Genomic DNA, 16,322 nt, shown 5'->3' on the forward strand with positions numbered 1-16,322 from the left:
GCCTGCCGCGCTGTCTGTTCATTTATGGAGGCTGTTATGTCTGCATTAAGCGCGCAGGCTGAAGCTGCGCATTTGTCGCGACCGGCGACCGGCGTGATTGCCGCGCTGTTTTGCGGTTATCTGGCGGTCGGCTTGCCGCTGCCGGTAATCCCGCTGTTTATCCATCAGCATCTCGGTTTCAGCAACCTGTGGGTCGGGCTGGTGATCGGGATACAGTTTGTTGCCACCGTGCTGACGCGCGGTTACGCCGGTCAACTGACCGATCGCGTCGGCGGTAAGCGCTCGGCGCTGCAGGGCGCGGCGGTGTGCGCGCTGGCTGGCGTGCTGTACTGGCTGGCCGCGCTGCCGGGCTTTTCACCGGCGGTCAGTCTGGCGCTGGTGATTGCCGGACGGCTGGCGGCGGGTATGGGCGAAAGCCAGTTCGTCACCGGCTGCGTGGCCTGGTCAATCGCCTCGGTCGGGCCACAGCGTGCCGGTCTGTCGATGTCCTGGACCGGTATCGCCATGTTTGCCGCGCTGTCGCTCGGTGCCCCTGCCGGCATGATGCTGTATCAGCATGTCGGCTTAGCGGCGGCAATGCTGGCCTGCATCGCGGCTCCGCTGCTGGCGGCGCTCATCGCCACGGCTGCCAGCGGTTATCGCGTGGTCGGGGGAACACGTTTGCCGTTCTATCGGGTGATTGGCCGCATCTGGCGTGAAGGCTGTGGCCTGATGCTGCAGGGCGTCGGACTGGCCGGCCTGACGGCCTTCGCCTCGCTCTACTTCGCCGCGCGCCACTGGCAGCTGGCCGGCTGGGTGATGACCTCGTTTGGCGTTGGTTTTATCGCCGTGCGCCTGGTGCTGGGACATCTGCCGGATCGCATTGGTGGCTACCGCGTGGCGGCTTATTCACTGCTGGTGGAGGCGCTGGGGCAGATGCTGCTGTGGTTTGCGCCTGACGAAACCCTGGCGCTCACCGGCGCGCTGATTACCGGTCTTGGCTGTGCGCTGATCTTTCCCGCCCTCGGCGTGGAAGCGCTGAAGCGCGTGCCGCCGGCCAGTCGCGGCAGCGCCATGGGCGCGTTCGTTGCTTTTCTCGACATCGCTTATGGTATTTCCGGACCGATTGCCGGTGCCATCGCCAGCCACTTCAGCTATGCCGCCGTCTATCTGTTTGGTGCGGCCTGTGCGCTGCTCGGTGCGCTGCTGGCGCTGACATCGCGCGCCGCTTCACTTCACGCTTAAGGAGTTTTCCATGTCACGTATTTTTATTTCCGGTTCATCCACCGGCCTCGGGCTGATGGCGGCTGAACTGCTGGTTGAGCAGGGCCATCAGGTGGTGCTGCACGGACGCAACGCCGCGCGTGCCCGCGCCGCGCAGGAGGCGCTACCGCAGGCTGAAGCCGTGGTCAGCGGCGACGTGATAACCATCGCCGGCGCCCGCAGTGTGGCGCAGCAGGTTAATGCGCTCGGCAGATTTGATGCGGTGATCCACAATGTGGCGGTTGGCTATCGCGAGCCTTATCAGTTAACCGCAGATGGCCTGCCGCATCTGTTCGCCATCAACACGCTGGCACCCTATATTCTTACCGCGCTGATTGAACGGCCGCAGCGGCTGATTTACCTCAGCTCCGGCATGCATCATCATGCCGAAGCTAACCTGGATGATATTTTGTGGCAGCGGCGGCGCTGGCACGCTTCGCAGGCTTATGCTGAGAGTAAACTGCATGATGCCATACTGGCGTTTGCCATCGCCCGGCGCTGGCCGCAGGTATACAGCAACGCGCTGGAGCCAGGCTGGGTGCCGACCAAAATGGGCGGTGCCGGGGCACCCGACGATCTTGATCAGGCGCATCGTACCCAGGTGTGGTTAGCCACCGCTGATGAGGCACGGGTCAGCGGAGAGTACTTTTATCACCGTCAGGCGCTGGCGGCTAATCCGCAGGCGCGCAATCCACGGCTGCAGCAGCAGTTGCTGGCGATATGCGCCGATATCAGCGGTATCGCCCTGCCTGACTAAGGAAAAATCAGCTGACCGGGCACCGCAACGCATTTTTTGTCCACCGCATAGTTGGTGAATACAGACGCTACCGTTTCGGCGCATCATGGCGGGAGCGTTTTTTCACCACCGGGATGCCCATGCATGTTGCCTGTTAAAGCTGTTTTACTCTCTTTTCTCTGTGTGGTGTTACTGTCGCTGGCGGCCAGCCTGGCGCAGGCGACGCGCAGCGGTGAGTTCACCACCGAACGCGGCGGCTGGGCGACAGCGCGCCGTGATTCGGCCGGGCTGGCACCGGATCCGCAGCGCTTCGCCAGTGAGGCGATTGTGCAGGTGTATGCTGCGCCGACCTACGGCTGGAAAGGTGCGGTGGCCGTGCATCCGTGGATTATCTTTAAGCGCGCCGGAGAAACCCGCTACAACCGTTATGAGGTGATCAGCTGGGGCAGCGGCGATAAAGTGCGGCGCAACAGCAATCTGCCGGACGGCTACTGGTACGGTGCGCGTCCGCGTTTGCTGGTGTCACATCGTGGTGCGGCTGCGCAGGCGATGATCCCGCAGATTGAAGCGGCGATTCAATCCTATCCGTGGCCCAACACCTATCATGCGTGGCCGGGCCCCAACAGCAACACCTTCCTCGCTCACATTGGCCGTGAAGTGCCGGCGCTGAAGCTCGATTTGCCCGCCAATGCCATCGGTAAGGATTTCCGTTCGCTGCTGCATCCGCTTGGCCTGCCGCCATCCGGGCGCGGCGTGCAGCTGTCGCTGCTCGGCGTGCTGGGCGTCACGCTGGGTGCGGAAGAGGGCGTGGAGGTGAATGTGCTGGGACTGAATCTGGGGCTGGATTTCACCCCGCTGCGTCTGCGGCTGCCGTTTATCGGCGGGGTGGGGCAGGATAATTTACAGAAGGATAAGCCCTGAGACAGCGCCGCGCCGCGACAGCATCGGCTCGCGGGCGGCGCGGGCTCGCAGCCGTTAACAGACGCCGAAATCCCCGTCTTCATGATAGAGATTGACGCTGTCGGCCTTCACCTCGATCTCTTTTTTGATCGGATCGTCAACGCGGGCGCACCACAGCGTATCGCCCGCAACGCGCAACACCTGCATTTTTGGCCCACCGGTTTTCGCCTGCACAAAATCATCCACGTTAAACATCACTGCTCTCCAGCTGATTAGGGATCAACGCTGATTGTAGCTGCGCTTTAGTGGCCGTGCAGCAGAAACAGCGTGGCCAGACCGAGGAAGATAAAGAAGCCGCCGGTATCGGTGATGGCGGTGATCAGCACGCTGGAGCCGACCGCCGGGTCGCGTTTGAGTTTGGTCATGATGAGCGGAATCAGCACGCCCATCAGCGCCGCCAGCAGCAGATTCAGCACCATCGCCAGCATCATCACGCCGCCCAGTTGCAGATTGTCGTACATCAGCCAGGTCACGCCACCCATGATGCCGCCCCAGAACAGGCCGTTAAGCAGCGCCACGCCGAGTTCACGCGCAATCAGAAACGAAAAGTTGCCGGGTTCAACCTGATGCAGCGCCAGCGCGCGTACGATCATGGTGATGGTCTGATTGCCGGTGTTACCGCCAATGCCGGCGACAATCGGCATCAGCGTGGCCAGCGCCACCAGCTGCGAAATGGTGTCCTCAAACAGACCAATGACGCGCGAGGCGATAAACGCCGTACACAGGTTGACGGCCAGCCAGGTCCAGCGCTTTCTTACCGCTTTGCGCACCGGTGCAAACACGTCTTCACCCTGGCTGATGCCGCCCATCTTACGGATGTTGCTTTCGTTCTCTTCGTTCACCAGGTCAATCACATCTTCCACGGTGATACGGCCAATCAGCTTGCCTTTGGCATCGGTCACCGCAGCAGAGATCAGGTTATAGCGTTCGAAGGCGCTGGCGGCCTCTTCCGCTTTGTCATCCAGCTGGAAAGTGGTGGGGCGCGCGTTCATCACCTCAGCCACCAGCGTTTTAGGCTTGTTGAGCAGGATATCGGTCAGCGCCAGTTCACCCAGCAGCTGATTGTGTTCGTCGGTGATGAAGATTTTATCGGTGCCGTCCGGCATGCTTTTGCGCTTGCGCAGAAAGCGTTGCACCGTCGCCAGCGTCACGTCTGAGCGCACGGTGAGAATATTGAAGTCCATCACCTGGCCGACGCGATCGCGATCCAGCTCAATCACGTCCAGCAGCCGGGCGCGCAGGCTGGGATCGAGCGTGGTGAGCAGGCGGCCGGTGAGATCGCGCGGCAGATAACGCGCCAGATAGACCTGATCGTCAATATCCAGCGGCTCGATGGCGCGCAGGATTTCGCGGTCGGTCATCTCTTCCGTCAGGCTGGCCCACACGGTTTCGGAGGCCTCCACCAGCACGCGACCGCGCTGCTCGTAGGGCACCAGCCGCCACAGCGCCAGACGCTCCTCTTCCGGCAGCGCTTCGAGAATGTCCGCCAGGTCGGCCGCGTGCAGCTGCGGCAGTTCATGCTCCAGCTGCTGACGCCAGCCGGTAATTTTGCGCAGTTCGGCGGCGTTGAGGTCGACGGATTTATCCAGCAGCACATCGACTAAATCGTGCTCGCTGAGCAGAAGGTGCAGAATTCGCTGGCGGGTTTCTGATAGTTGTTGTGCGTGCGAAGCAGACATAACGCGTCCTTTGTGTCTGTAAAGTCAGGTCAAAGTGTAGCGCGTTGCGGGTAAAGTGGGCGTAACAAGCAGCATTGCCGCGGCGGACAATGTGATGGCAGAGCGACGATGACCCGCAAATTCCTTAGCGCGTCTCGCTGGTGCTCAGTGTGACCGGTTCAGGTGCGGCTTTCTTTTGCTGATGATGCTCGATGGCACCGGGAATAATGAAAATCAGACGGCCAACCAAAATAAAGAAACTGATCAGCAAAACGATGCGGGTCATGGTACCGGTTTTGGGACGTCTTCGTGCAGAGATGGCGCTATTCACGCGGGGTGGTTCCTGTCAAAGCCCGGCTGGGCGGTGGCAACATTTAGTCACAACCCGACCGGGAGGTCAACCGCTGCGTGAAAAATGAGCAGAAAAGGTTAAGGTTGCTTTGATCGATATCAGCCTCCGGGCGAAGCGTGCGTCATCGACTCTGCAGGGGCGTCATTTATGACGACCAAAACCCGCAAGATGTGACTCATGCCAGTTAACCTTTGAATTTATTCAAAAAAGAGGCACTTTTCGTAGCGGCGCAATTTATTGCGCGATGAATCGCGCCGCTACGATAGGGTGCGGCTTGCGTTTTCGTCACCGAACGGCATTACGCCATCTATGGCGACCGAAAGCCGCATGATGTAACTCATGCCAGTTAACCTTTGAATTTATTCAAAAAAGAGGCACTTTACGTAGCGGCGCAATTTATTGCGCGATGAATCGCGCCGCTACGATAGGGTGTGGCTTGCGTTTTCGTCACCGAACGGCATTACGCCATTGATGGCGACCAGAACCCGCATACTTTCACCAACCGCACTAATCCGTTGTAGGGTCGCCATTTATGGCGACCGGACCATCATGATGCCAGCCATCAGTAGCTGGCTTTCTGCGCCAGCAGGGTAGCGAAGCGATACTTAATGCGCTGACCGTGTTCATCGCGGCGATGCAGTTCACCGACCTCTTCGTTGTACTTCACGATGTGCCAGTTACGGTAATAATGGCTCAGCTCGCCTGATTTAAAGGTAAACGGGAAGTTTTGCGTGTTGGGATAATCATCGGTGCTCATCGCCGCCACAATCAGGTTGTAACCGTACTTGCGCGTGCTGGCCTGCATATCGGCGATCAGCTGCGGGATGGTCGCCGGCTGCAGGAACATCATCACCACGGTAGAAAACACAAACTGATAATCACCGTTGAAGCGCACCTGATTCAGGTCGCACTGTTCGGTATGTATCTGCTGCAGCTGCTCTTCCGCGATGATGCTGTTAAGGCGTTCCAGACTCTGCGGATTGTTGTCCCAGGCGGTCACCGTAAAACCGTGCTGATTAAGCAGCAGGCTGTTGCGGCCCTGGCCGCAGCCAAGGTCCAGCGCATTACCCACTGCCAGTTTTGGCAGCGCGGCCAGCACTTCGGAGTGGGGCGGCGTCAGGCCGTATTTCTCCGCAAAATAGTTATCGGGGCGTGTTGTCATAGTGCTATTGCGGGCCTGAAGCCCGCGTTACTCCTCTTCCAGCATCAGTTTCCAGCCGGTGACGTCATTCCAGTAAGCCTGCTCCCGCTCCAGATCCAGCTGAACCAGCGTGTTCTGGCTGAGGAAACCGGCCGGGAAGGTCAGCGTCCAGTGACCATCGTCGGTGCTCAGCTTCAGCGTGTCGGGGCGCGTGGTGGCCTGACGCTGATTGTTTAGCAGGGTGCCGAGCCGCAGCAGGAAGATCATCGGCAGGAACTGTTTCTTTTTAAACAAGGTGAAACGCGGCATCTCATCCTGCTTCACCGCTTTACGGTGGAAGCGTACCAGCGTGGCCAGCAGCATCTGTTGATCCTGATTAAAGCCCGGCATATTGGAGTTTTGCAGGATGTAGGCCGAATGGCGCTGCATACCGCTGTGGTTAATGGTCAGCCCGACTTCGTGCAGCAGCGCTGCCCACTTCATCAGCGCTGTCAGCTGGGGATTGGCCAGCTTCGGATTCTGCTCCAGCCACTGGCTGTACAGTTGTTCGGTGGTTTCCAGCACGCGGCGTGCCTGGTCGCTGTCGATGGCGTAATGATTCGCCAGGCTCTGTGCGGTACGGCTGCGGATATCCTGATGGCGGAAACGGCCCTCCATCTCATACAGCACGCCTTCACGCAGCGCGCCATCCGACAGGCGCAGCTCGCGAATGGCCAGCGCGTCAAACACGCCACACAGAATCGCCAGCCCCGGCACAAACACTGCCTTGCGCTCATCAGACAGGCCCGGCAGGCTCAGGGCCGCAAAGGATTTGTGCTTCAGCACTTCGCTCACCAGCATGTCGAGGTTTTCCGGCGTCACGCGCTTCTCTTTCTCGCCCATCGCCAGCAGCACTTCACAGGCCGCTTTGATACTGCCGGACGCGCCCAGCGCATACTGCCAGCCCTGCAGACGGTACTGCCACGCCAGCGTTTCCAGCTTTTGCGCGGCGGCCAGCCGGGCGCGGCGGAAATTCTCCTGGCTAATCTCGCCTTTCGGGAAGTAGAGGTTGGCGAAGCTGACGCAGCCCATGCGGCGACTCTCCACCAGCTGCGGCTCAAAATCTTCGCCGATCACCAGCTCGGTTGAACCGCCGCCGATATCAATCACCAGCTTGCGGCCTTTCTCCGGCTGCGTGTGCTCAACGCCCATAAAGATCAGGCGCGCTTCTTCATTGCCGGAAATCACCTCAATCGGATAAGGGATGACCTCCGCGGCGCGCTGCAGAAACTCTTCCGCGTTGGACGCGATGCGCAGCGTGTGTGTACCGACGATGGTGACGTTGGCGGCACTGAACCCCTGCAGGCGCTCGGCAAACAGCGCCAGGCAGCTCAGCCCGCGCTCCATCGCTTCTTCGCTCAGGCGATTTTGCGCATCCAGCCCGTCGGCGAGGTGCACGCGCTGTTTCAGGCGTCCCAGCACCTGCATGGCGCCATCCACCACACGGGCAATCACCATGTGGAAGCTGTTCGAGCCGAGATCGATGGCGGCAAATTCCTGCGGTTTCGGCGTACTTTTATGGGAGATTGGCATAGGCGTTATTCGGGTTGTTCCAGTTTCTTGATGTAATCGTAAATCGCCAGCTGCGAGCGCACCTTCTTGCGATTGCCGCGCGGAACATAACGGTTACTCAATTCTTTGTCTACGATGCGGGCTTTTACCGTATCACTTAACAGAATGGCAATGATATCCAGTATGCGCTGTTTCAGGCGCGGATCGAGCACCGACACCGCCACTTCGATACGATAATCGATGTTGCGCGTCATCCAGTCCGCCGACGACAGGAATACTTTTTTATCGCCGCCGCTTTCAAAAATATAGACGCGGTCGTGTTCAAGGTAGCGGTCAACGATACTGGTGATGCGAATATTTTCACTGATGCCCGGCAAATCGGGGATTAGCGAGCACATGCCGCGCACCAGCAGGTTGATCTTCACGCCGGCCGATGAGGCGGCATACAGCCGATCCACCAGACCATTGTCCACCAGGTTGTTGATTTTCAGCGTAATGCCGGAAGGATTGCCCTGCTGCGCGTTGGCAATCTCGTTATCAATCAGCTGATACAGCATGGCGCGCGAGTTTTGCGGCGACACCATCAGGTGTTCGAACGTCACCGGGCGATACGGGTTTTCGATAAAGTTGAATACGCGGCGGACTTCATTGGTGATGCGCGCATCGGCGGTCAGCAGCGAATAGTCGGTGTAAATACGCGCGGTTTTTTCGTTGAAGTTGCCGGTACCGATGTGGGCGTAACGCACCACTTCTTCGCCCTCGCGGCGGGAGATCAGGAACAGCTTGGCGTGAATCTTCAGGCCGGGCGCCGAGAAGATCACGTGCACGCCCGCTTCGGTCAGCCGCTTCGCCCAGCGAATGTTGGCTTCTTCATCGAAGCGCGCCTGCAGTTCGACCACCACCGTGACCTTTTTACCGTTGTAGGCGGCGTGGATCATCGCATCCATAATGCGCGAATTCTTGGCCACGCGGTAAATGTTGATCTTGATGGCCAGCACGTTCGGGTCAAACGACGCCTGACGCAGCAGCTCCAGCACGTGCTCAAAGGTGTGGTACGGATAGTACAGCAGCACATCGCGGTTGCGGATGGCATCAAAGCCGTTGCGGAAGCCATCAAAACCGATATGACGAATCTGCGGCAGCGGTCGATTTTCCAGATTGGCTTTGCCCACGTTCGGGAAGCCGATGAAATCTTTGAAGTTATGATAACGGCCGCCCGGCACAATCGAGTCGTAGCTGGAGATAGACAGCTTATGGCGCAGCATTTCCACCATCGCATCGGGCATATCGCGCTGATAGACAAAGCGCACCGGTTCGGCGGTCAGGCGCTGTTTCAGGCTGGAGGACATCAGCTCCAGCAGGCTGGATTCCATCTCCGTGACCAGGTCGTACTCGGCGTCGCGCGTCATTTTCATTGAGTAGGCGTTCAGCGCGTCGTAATCAAAGAAGCCTTTAAAAATCTCATCAAGGCAGTAGCGCAGAATGTTATCCAGCAGAATCATTGGCTTGCGACGGCGCGGCGATTCTGCCGGCAGATTCACAAAGCGCGGCACTTTATCGGACGGGATCTCCAGCAGGGCGTAACGGATTTCTTCGCCGCGGATAATCTCCACCGCCAGATAGGTGTAGTCGTCTTTCAGGAACTCAATCAGGTCGGTGTCGTGGTTGATCAGAATTGGCGTGACGTGCTGGCGCAGCTGATGCTTAAAGTAGTAGCGCAGCCACTCCTGCTGATTGGGTGACAGCTGGCGCTCGTTGATCAGGAAAATCTGGTTGCGCGCCATCTCCAGCAGCAGGTCGTTATACAGCGCATCGAACTCCTGATCCGATTTCTGTACCCGCAGCTGAATCTTTTTCAGCAAATGGCGCAGGGTGGTGGGCGTCCCCTGTTCTTCGCCAATCAGAATGCGGCGCTTGAGATCGGCAAAGCGCACTTTATAAAACTCTTCCAGGTTGTTGGAATAGATGCCGAGAAAACGCATGCGCTCAATGAGCGGATTGCTTTTATCAGCGGCTTCCTGCAGCACGCGTTCGTTAAAGGTTAACCAGCTTAGTTCTTTTTCTATATACAGCTTTTCCTGACCCATTCTGACTCCGTGATGCTGTTGCTGGACGGAATGTCCGGCGGAATTAACGCAAAATTGCGGTTCCGCTCAGTGTCCTCCACCATTATGGCGAGAGTATGGCAGCCTTGTCCAACCTCAACAGTTGTCTTATCAATCAGCTACGGGCAACATAGCGGCATAACTTCAAGGGTAACTCTGGCCTGCATGAGCATAAATCGTATTCCTGTCCACTTTAGTGACCGTCGTCGACGCGCCATCGATCAGTTCGTGCGCCGCATCGTCACGGCCTGCGGTGTGGGAATTTTACTGCTGATGCTGCTGCTGTTCTTCTGGCTGATCTGGGTGGTGATGCCGCTGTTCAGCGCGCCGGGCATGCAGCCGACGCTCAGTCAGCAGCTATGGGACAAAGCCCCGGCGCTGGCGCTGGGCAGCGAAGGCCAGCTCGGCTGGCGCATCAGCCGCAACGAAGCGCGCTTTATTCCGCTCGACGGCCAGCCAGCGGGCGACGCGCTGGCGCTGAACGGCCAGCCGCAGGCGGCGGTGACCAGCAGCGACGGCAGCAGCGTATTGCTCAATATGCAGGGCGATCTGATGCTGATGCAACCGCTCATCCACGGCCAGCACGGTGAATGGTATTTCCCGCTGGGCGATCGGCCGCTGCATCTGCCGCAGGGCGCGGTCAGCCAGATGGCGCTGGCAGTGCCGGGCGATCACCAGTGGCGCATCGCCGCACAAACGCCGGCCGGTATCAGCCTGCTGACCTTTGTCGGCCAGAAACGCGTCGACCAGATTGTATTGCCCGGTGAGCAGGCCGACCTGATGCGGTTGTCGCCGGACGGCACGCTGCTGTACACCAGTGCCGGACGGCTGTTGCGGGTGTGGCAGATTACGCCGCAGGGCGCGCAGCTGCGGGAAACCCAGACGCTGACTCAGCAACCGCGCAGCCTGCAACTGCTGGCGGGCGGGCGCAGCTTACTGATTCAGGATGCGCGTGGCATTCAGCAATGGTTTGCCATCACCGGTGACCACGGGCCACGGCTGCAGCAGATTCACACCTTCACGCACAGCGCGGGTGCGCTCGGCATCGTGCCTGAGGCGCAGCGGCGCGTTTTTGCCAGCTTTGACGCGCAGGGCGTGGTGCGCCTGTTCGCCAGCAAGCAGGCGGGCCCGATTGTCACGCGCCAGCTGGCCGCGGGCATCAGTGCGCTGGCGTTGTCTCCGCGCGGCGATAGCCTGATCGTCGAACGTGCCGGACAGTGGCAGCAGTTCGCGCTGGATAATCCGTGGCCCGATTTCAGCTGGCGCAATCTGTGGCAGAAAATCTGGTATGAAAACTATCCGCAGCCGGACTGGGTATGGCAGTCCACCGCCGCTGGCGACAGCTATCAGGCCAAATTCAGCCTGATGCCGCTGGTGATCGGCACGCTGAAAGCGGCGTCGCTGGCGCTGCTGTTTGCTACGCCGCTGGCGCTGGCGGCGGCGATGTATACCGCATGGTTTATGTCGCCGGGCCTGCGCCGCTGGGTCAAGCCGGGCATTGAAATGATGGGCGCGCTGCCGAGCGTGGTGATTGGCCTGATCGCTGGCGTGTGGCTGGCGCCGCACATCAGCCGCGCGCTGCCTGGCGTGATGCTGCTGCCGCTGGTGCTGGCCGCCACGCTGCTGGTGTGCGGCGTGCTCAGTCCGCGTTTGCCGGCGCGCTGGCGGCGGCCCGGTTTTGAAGTGCTGCTACTGATGCCGCTGCTGTTACTGGTGACGTTACTGACGCTGTGGCTGCCGACACTGTGGTGGCCGCAGATGGGCGAACAGTTGGCGCACTATGAGCAGCGTAACCTGCTGGTGGCGGCGCTGGCGATGGGCTTCGCGCTGGTGCCGCTGATCTTTACCCTGGCGGAAGATGCGCTGTTTAGCGTGCCGGTGGCGCTGGGGCAGGGCTCGCTGGCGCTGGGCGCGACACCGTGGCAAACCCTGACGCGCGTGGTGCTGCCGGGCGCGTCGGCAGGCATTTTTGCCGCGCTGATGATCGGCTTTGGTCGTGCGGTGGGCGAAACCATGATTGTGCTGATGGCCACCGGCAACACGCCGGTGAGCGAAGGCGGACTGTTTGCCGGGCTGCGCGCGCTGTCGGCCAATATCGCCATTGAAATGCCGGAAGCCGCGGCGGGCAGCGCCCATTACCGCATCCTGTTTCTCAGTGCGTTGCTGCTGCTGATATTCACGCTGGCGATCAACACCGTGGCGGAACTGATTCGCCAGCGGCTGCGTCAGCGCTACAGTCAGCATGAGGGGCAAGCATGAGCGCGCTGCGTCAAAACGATCGCTGGCGCTGGCTGACTGCCGGTGCGGTCTCCGTCTGCCTGCTGGCATTTACCTTATTAATCGGCCTGCTGGGCTGGCAGGGCGTCAGGGCGTTCTGGCCGCAGCCGGTCGATCAGTATCAGTTCCAGCCGCCGCAGGGGGCACCGCTGAGGGTGCTGGGTGAAACGCTGGATCGCCAGCAGCAGGGCGATCGCTGGCGCTACGTAGTGAAAACCGGCAACCGCGATTTTGCCGCGCCGGATTTCCGCGTCATCGTCAGTCAGGGCGAAGCGCAAACCCGATGCCCGGCAGAAGTGCTGGTGCTACAGCGACGCAGTGGCGGCAATGCCTACGGCTGGCTGGTGGAGCTGCGTGAAGACAACGAGGTGCTGACCGCGCGCGACCGCGATGCACTGCTGCAGCAGCGGCTGAAGCAGGTGCATGAGCAGCTGCGCCAGGCGAGCAACATCCGGCGTATTGAAATGGCGCGCCTTAACGCGCAGCTGGAGAGTCTGCAACAGCAGGCCGACGAGCAGCGGCGCGGTGGTCACTTCAGCCTGCAGGATCAGTCAGAACTGGATGCCAACAGCGCAGCGCTGCATAAACGCTTCGGCGCGCTGGCGCAGCAGCTGGCGCATCTGCAGCATGAAAGCCAGCGCGATACGCTGGTGCTGCGCGACGTGCAGGGCGACGATCATCTGATTCCGCTGGCGCAGGTGGTGGCCGCCTGGTATCCAAACAGCCTGAGCCTCGGGCAGAAAATCGGGCATTTCCTCAGTCAGATCTGGCAGTTTGTCAGCGATTCGCCCACCTCGGGCGGCAGTGAAAATGGCGCGCTGCCGGCGATTTTCGGCACTGTTTTGATGATGCTGCTGATGTCGGTGATTGTCATGCCGCTGGGCGTGGTGGCCGCCGTCTGGCTGCACGAATACGCCGGGCGCAACGCGCTCACCCGGCTGGTGCGCATTGCGGTGGTGAATCTGGCTGGCGTGCCGTCGATTGTGTATGGCGTGTTTGGCCTCGGCTTTTTTGTCTGGCTGATTGGCGGTACCCTCGATCAGCTGTTCTTCTCCCGCTCGCTGCCCAATCCTACCTTCGGCACGCCTGGCCTGCTGTGGGCGGCGCTGACGCTGGCGCTGCTGACGCTGCCGGTAGTGATCGTCGCCACCGAAGAGGGGTTGTCGCGTATTCCGGACAATCTGCGTCAGGGCTCGCTGGCGCTGGGCGCGACTCAGGCAGAAACCCTGTGGCGCGTGGTGCTGCCGCTGGCGGTACCGGCAATGCTCACCGGCCTGATTCTGGCGGTGGCGCGCGCCGCCGGCGAAACCGCACCGCTGATGCTGGTGGGCGTGGTCAAAATGGTGCCTGAGCTGCCGGTCGATGCGGTGTTTCCTTACCTGCATCTTGACCGTAAATTTATGCATCTCGGTTTTCAGATTTACGATCTGGCTTTCCAGAGCCCGAACATCGACGCCGACCGACCGCTGGTGTATGCCACGGCACTGCTGCTGGTGGCGATCATTCTGTCGCTCAATCTGCTGGCGATGGTGCTGCGCCATCGCCTGCGCGAGCGCTACCGGCTAATGACGCACTAAAAAGGTTTACACATGACGCCCGATTACGCTATTGCGCTCACCGTTAATCAGCTGTCGCTGTGGTACGGCGAACGCCAGGCGCTGAATAACATTGATTTGCAGATCCCGAAGCATCGCATCACGGCGCTGATTGGGCCCTCCGGCTGCGGTAAATCGACGCTGCTGCGCTGCTTCAATCGCATGAACGACGTGATTGATGGCTGCCGCATCGAAGGTGAGATTCTGCTCGATAGCCACGCGGTGATGCAGTCGAACCAGGATCTGCCGGCGCTGCGGCGGCGCATCGGCATGGTGTTCCAGCGCCCCAATCCGTTTCCCAAGTCGATCTATGAGAATGTGGTTTACGGTCTGCGTTTGCAGGGCGTGCGCGATCGTCGCGTGCTGAATGAGGCCTGCGAGCGCGCGCTGCGGGCGGCGGCGCTGTGGGGCGAAGTGAAAGATCAGCTGGGGCAGAATGCGCTGACGCTGTCGAGCGGTCAGCAGCAGCGTCTGGTGATTGCGCGCGCCATCGCCATCGAGCCGGAAGTGCTGCTGCTGGATGAACCCACCTCGGCGCTGGATCCGATCTCGACGCTGGTGATTGAAGAGTTGATGACCACGCTGAAGCAGCATTTCACGTTGGTGCTGGTGACGCACAACATGCAGCAGGCAGCGCGCGTATCCGATTACACCGCGTTTATGCATAACGGGCAGCTGGTGGAGTTTGATGAAACCGACCGGATTTTCACCGCACCGCAGGCGCGGCGCACCGAGGATTATATTACCGGCCGGTTTGGGTAAGTATTGTTAGGTTAGCGCGAATAATCGCGCCGCTACGAAATGTGCAAAGAAATCATGCAGTAATTAAACCCGGCACAGCCCCGTAGCGGCGCAATTTATTGCGCAATTCCTGCAAGCGCACGGCGTAAAGGTCAATCAATCGTGCGCATAACCTTCCGGCGGCAGCGGTTCGCCATCTAACCACGCTTTTCCCGCGCGCATCTGCAAGCGTCCTTCGACAAACCAGCTGATCACCAGCGGATAAATCGCGTGCTCCTGATGCTGCACGCGGGCGCTGATCTCAGCTTCGTCATCGTCAGCAAATACCGGCACGCGCGCCTGCAGGATGATCGGTCCACCGTCCAGCTCATCAGTCACAAAATGCACCGACGTCCCGTGTTCCGCGTCCCCGTTCGCCAGCGCCTGGCGATGCGTATGCAAACCGGGATATTTCGGCAGCAGCGACGGATGAATATTCAGCAGACGATCGTGATAGTGCGCGACAAACGCCGGGCTCAGAATGCGCATATAACCGGCCAGCACCACCAGATCCGGCGCATAAGCGTCGATCTGCTGCATCAGCTGGCGGTCAAAGGCGTCGCGATCGGTGAAATCCTGCGCGGACAGCGCGTGAGCAGGCACGCTGGCCTGCTGCGCCCGCGTCAGACCATAGGCCGAGGCTTTATTACTGAAAACGGCAGCCACGCTGCCGTTGATACGCCCGCTCTCGCAGGCGTCGAGGATGGACTGAAGATTGCTGCCGTTGCCGGAGATCAGTACAACCAGTTTCTTCATGGGTTAATAACCACACGCTCTTCGGCATCAGACGCGTTAATCACGCCAATTTTCCACGCCTGCTCGCCAGCCGCGGTCATCAGTTGTACCGCTTTGTCGGCATCGGCCGGGCTCAGCGCAATCACCATGCCCACGCCGCAGTTAAAGGTGCGGTACATCTCGTGACGGCTGACGTTACCGGCCTGCTGCAGCCAGCTGAATACCGCCGGCCACTGCCAGCTTTTCTCGTCAATCACCGCCTGGGTGTTATCCGGCAGGACGCGCGGAATGTTTTCCCAGAAGCCGCCGCCGGTCAGGTGGGCAATGGCGTGCACGTCCACCTGCTCAATCAGGCTAAGGATATTTTTCACGTAGATGCGGGTCGGCGCCAGCAGGTGATCGGCCAGCGGTTTGCCTTCCAGCTGTTTGGTGGTGGGATCGGTCTGGCTGACTTCAAGAATTTTACGCACCAGCGAGTAGCCGTTAGAGTGCGGACCGCTGGAGCCCAGCGCGATCAGCACGTCGCCATCCTGCACTTTGCTGCCGTCGATGATCCCGGACTTTTCCACCACGCCGACGCAGAAACCGGCCACGTCGTAATCTTCGCCGTGATACATGCCCGGCATCTCAGCGGTTTCACCGCCGACCAGCGCACAGCCCGACTGCAGACAGCCTTCGGCGATACCGGTGATCACCGCGGAGGCGGTATCTACATCCAGCTTGCCGGTGGCGTAATAGTCGAGGAAGAACAGCGGCTCAGCGCCCTGTACCACCAGATCGTTCACGCACATCGCGACCAGATCGATGCCGATGCTGTCGTGGCGTTTGAGATCCATCGCCAGACGCAGCTTGGTGCCGACGCCATCAGTTCCGGAGACCAGCACCGGCTCGCGGTATTTCTGCGGCAGCGCACACAGCGCGCCAAAGCCACCCAGTCCACCCATCACTTCCGGGCGGCGGGTTTTCTTTACTACGCCTTTAATACGGTCAACCAGATCGTTACCAGCATCAATATCAACACCGGCGTCTTTGTAGCTGAGAGAGGTTTTGTCGGTCACTGCGGAATCCCCACGCGATTGCGGTTGGTGGCAAAAATTAAGCGCGGCAATTCTACCAGCGCAGGCAAACGTTTGCGAGTCCCATCTCAGGGCACCTTTGCAGCGTGCTGATTTTTCGCTAATCCTTATTCT

The 16,322-nt window shown here is 60.0% G+C and carries 14 protein-coding genes; 6 read left to right on the top strand and 8 right to left on the bottom strand.

Annotated features, from left to right (window positions below):
• Nucleotides 1-36: 36 nt before the first annotated feature.
• The 3 genes from AC6I8P_RS05270 (at nucleotide 37) to AC6I8P_RS05280 (ending at nucleotide 2,899) form a co-directional block, all read left to right on the top strand.
• The gene (locus tag AC6I8P_RS05270; RefSeq protein WP_249219516.1) at nucleotides 37-1,224 is read left to right on the top strand and encodes an arabinose transporter; all 1,188 of its coding nucleotides are present in this window, start codon (nucleotides 37-39) and stop codon (nucleotides 1,222-1,224) included.
• Between the two features lie 10 nt (nucleotides 1,225-1,234).
• Nucleotides 1,235-1,999, top strand: a complete 765-nt coding sequence (locus tag AC6I8P_RS05275) for an SDR family oxidoreductase (RefSeq protein ID WP_021506577.1) — start codon at nucleotides 1,235-1,237, stop codon at nucleotides 1,997-1,999.
• 123 nt (nucleotides 2,000-2,122) lie between these two features.
• A complete protein-coding gene (locus AC6I8P_RS05280) occupies nucleotides 2,123-2,899 on the top strand; it encodes a DUF3750 domain-containing protein (protein ID WP_215480592.1) in 777 nt (258 codons plus the stop codon).
• Between the two features lie 54 nt (nucleotides 2,900-2,953).
• Here AC6I8P_RS05280 and AC6I8P_RS05285 read toward each other — a convergent pair whose 3' ends face one another.
• From AC6I8P_RS05285 to ppk1, 6 genes are all read right to left on the bottom strand, one after another.
• Complete coding sequence (locus AC6I8P_RS05285; RefSeq protein ID WP_010617609.1) at nucleotides 2,954-3,133, bottom strand: GDFGVC terminal motif YodC-like protein; 180 nt, start codon at nucleotides 3,131-3,133, stop codon at nucleotides 2,954-2,956.
• 47 nt (nucleotides 3,134-3,180) lie between these two features.
• Nucleotides 3,181-4,617, bottom strand: a complete 1,437-nt coding sequence (mgtE, locus tag AC6I8P_RS05290; protein ID WP_021506579.1) for a magnesium transporter — start codon at nucleotides 4,615-4,617, stop codon at nucleotides 3,181-3,183.
• Nucleotides 4,618-4,741: 124 nt separating this feature from the next.
• Complete coding sequence (locus AC6I8P_RS05295) at nucleotides 4,742-4,927, bottom strand: YfgG family protein (RefSeq protein ID WP_022548292.1); 186 nt, start codon at nucleotides 4,925-4,927, stop codon at nucleotides 4,742-4,744.
• A 583-nt stretch (nucleotides 4,928-5,510) separates the two neighbouring features.
• Entirely contained in the window at nucleotides 5,511-6,110 is a 600-nt protein-coding gene (tehB, locus tag AC6I8P_RS05300; RefSeq protein ID WP_021506581.1) for a tellurite resistance methyltransferase TehB, read from the bottom strand.
• A 27-nt stretch (nucleotides 6,111-6,137) separates the two neighbouring features.
• The gene (gene ppx, locus AC6I8P_RS05305) at nucleotides 6,138-7,661 is read right to left on the bottom strand and encodes an exopolyphosphatase (RefSeq protein WP_021506582.1); all 1,524 of its coding nucleotides are present in this window, start codon (nucleotides 7,659-7,661) and stop codon (nucleotides 6,138-6,140) included.
• A gap of 5 nt (nucleotides 7,662-7,666) precedes the next feature.
• Complete coding sequence (gene ppk1 / locus AC6I8P_RS05310; RefSeq protein WP_021506583.1) at nucleotides 7,667-9,727, bottom strand: polyphosphate kinase 1; 2,061 nt, start codon at nucleotides 9,725-9,727, stop codon at nucleotides 7,667-7,669.
• A 183-nt stretch (nucleotides 9,728-9,910) separates the two neighbouring features.
• Here ppk1 and AC6I8P_RS05315 point away from each other — a divergent pair, with 183 nt between their 5' ends.
• Genes AC6I8P_RS05315 through pstB form a run of 3 tightly spaced genes read left to right on the top strand, consistent with a single transcriptional unit; the run spans nucleotide 9,911 to nucleotide 14,379 of the window.
• Nucleotides 9,911-12,004, top strand: coding sequence for an ABC transporter permease subunit (locus AC6I8P_RS05315; protein ID WP_498031035.1), 2,094 nt, complete (start codon nucleotides 9,911-9,913; stop codon nucleotides 12,002-12,004).
• Entirely contained in the window at nucleotides 12,001-13,599 is a 1,599-nt protein-coding gene (gene pstA / locus AC6I8P_RS05320; protein ID WP_498031036.1) for a phosphate ABC transporter permease PstA, read from the top strand. Before AC6I8P_RS05315 ends, pstA begins: the two co-directional genes overlap by 4 nt.
• Nucleotides 13,600-13,611: 12 nt before the next feature.
• Complete coding sequence (pstB, locus tag AC6I8P_RS05325; RefSeq protein ID WP_136547117.1) at nucleotides 13,612-14,379, top strand: phosphate ABC transporter ATP-binding protein PstB; 768 nt, start codon at nucleotides 13,612-13,614, stop codon at nucleotides 14,377-14,379.
• Between the two features lie 135 nt (nucleotides 14,380-14,514).
• Here the strand turns inward: pstB and purN are convergent, their stop codons facing one another.
• Together purN and purM are read right to left on the bottom strand one after the other, a co-directional pair.
• Nucleotides 14,515-15,153 (bottom strand): phosphoribosylglycinamide formyltransferase, encoded by a 639-nt coding sequence (purN, locus tag AC6I8P_RS05330; RefSeq protein ID WP_058758319.1) that lies wholly within the window; start codon nucleotides 15,151-15,153, stop codon nucleotides 14,515-14,517.
• Nucleotides 15,150-16,190 (bottom strand): phosphoribosylformylglycinamidine cyclo-ligase, encoded by a 1,041-nt coding sequence (purM, locus tag AC6I8P_RS05335; protein WP_275028242.1) that lies wholly within the window; start codon nucleotides 16,188-16,190, stop codon nucleotides 15,150-15,152. Before purM ends, purN begins: the two co-directional genes overlap by 4 nt.
• Nucleotides 16,191-16,322 lie beyond the last annotated feature (132 nt).

The organism is gamma proteobacterium symbiont of Lampromicra miyakona (assembly GCF_059730895.1).